This window comes from Bacillus sp. BML-BC051 (assembly GCF_019656175.1).
Lineage (GTDB): Bacteria > Bacillota > Bacilli > Bacillales > Bacillaceae_G > Bacillus_A > Bacillus_A mobilis.
On record NZ_BPLI01000147.1, the window covers coordinates 1 to 443 of the forward strand.

At 47.4% G+C, this 443-nt stretch carries 3 tRNA genes and 1 rRNA gene; all 4 read right to left on the reverse strand.

From position 1 onward, the window contains the following. Nucleotides 1–29: 29 nt before the first annotated feature. The 4 genes from K5S59_RS29690 to rrf all read right to left on the reverse strand — a co-directional run bounded on the left by K5S59_RS29690 (nt 30) and on the right by rrf (nt 395). Nucleotides 30–105: transfer RNA gene (locus K5S59_RS29690), tRNA-Lys, on the reverse strand. Nucleotides 106–118: 13 nt separating this feature from the next. Next, nucleotides 119–194, reverse strand: a tRNA-Thr gene (locus K5S59_RS29695). Nucleotides 195–198: 4 nt separating this feature from the next. Continuing rightward, a tRNA-Val gene (locus tag K5S59_RS29700) sits at nt 199–274 on the reverse strand. 5 nt (nt 275–279) lie between these two features. Next, nucleotides 280–395: ribosomal RNA gene (gene rrf / locus K5S59_RS29705) — 5S ribosomal RNA — on the reverse strand. Nucleotides 396–443 lie beyond the last annotated feature (48 nt).

Genomic DNA, 443 nt, shown 5'->3' on the forward strand with positions numbered 1-443 from the left:
TCCGCCACACCCGCATATTTAAGTTAAAATGGTGAGCCATGAAGGATTCGAACCTTCGACCCTCTGATTAAAAGTCAGATGCTCTACCAACTGAGCTAATGGCTCTTACAATAAAAACTGGTGCCGACTAGAGGACTTGAACCCCCAACCTACTGATTACAAGTCAGTTGCTCTACCAATTGAGCTAAGTCGGCTAAATGGTGGAGGATGACGGGATCGAACCGCCGACCCCCTGCTTGTAAGGCAGGTGCTCTCCCAGCTGAGCTAATCCTCCGAATTGCCTGGCAACGTCCTACTCTCACAGGGACAAGGTCCCAACTACCATCGGCGCTAGAGAGCTTAACTTCCGTGTTCGGTATGGGAACGGGTGTGGCCTCTCTGCCATCATTACCAGACTGTATTCATTTAAGACAAGAATTATTGTAACTTATTTAACTTTTAAA